This window comes from Mycobacterium sp. E3247, from assembly GCF_001667785.1.
Lineage (GTDB): Bacteria > Actinomycetota > Actinomycetes > Mycobacteriales > Mycobacteriaceae > Mycobacterium.
Window position 1 is genome coordinate 1 of the sequence record NZ_LZJG01000056.1, and the last position, 580, is coordinate 580.

At 68.3% G+C, this 580-nt stretch carries 1 protein-coding gene; it reads right to left on the reverse strand.

Features of this window, described 5'->3' with window-relative positions; genetic code table 11:
• A partial coding sequence (locus tag A9X04_RS30780) for a glycosyltransferase (protein WP_369828912.1) occupies positions 1-580 on the reverse strand: 580 nt, incomplete at both ends.

The window sequence follows — 580 nt, forward strand, 5'->3', positions numbered from 1 at the left end:
TCCGCGGGCTTCGTCATCCGGGCGGCCAGCTCGCGGGCGCGGGAGACGTAGTCGGGGGAGAGGATCTGGCGCAGGTCGGCCACCAGCGACTCGCGCGTGGTTTGGGAAAACGGGCGGGCGACACCGACTTTCAGCCGATCCACCTGGCCCGCCCAGATCTTCTGATCGCTCATGCTCCAAAGGCTCAAGGTGGGTACTCCGGCGCGCAGGCCCGCGGCAGTGGTGCCCGCGCCGCTGTGGTGCACCACCGCCCGGCAAGCGGGAAAGACCGCCCCGTAGTTGACCACCCCTACCACCTTGACGTGGTCGGAATGGGCGACCCCACTGAAATCGGTTTTGCCCGAGCACACCAACGCCCGCTCGCCCAACTCGGCGCAGGCCTCGCCGATCATGGTGATGGTGTCGGCTGGCGAATCGACCGTTGTACTGCCGAAGCCGAAGCAGATCGGCGGCGTTCCCGCCGCGATCCACGATGCGACCTCGTCGTCGGCGTCGGTGGTCAGCTCCATGGTCAGCGACCCCACGAACGGGCGTTGAGCGCCCCACTTCGCCCATTCGGCGGCCAGGCCGGGGAAACAGA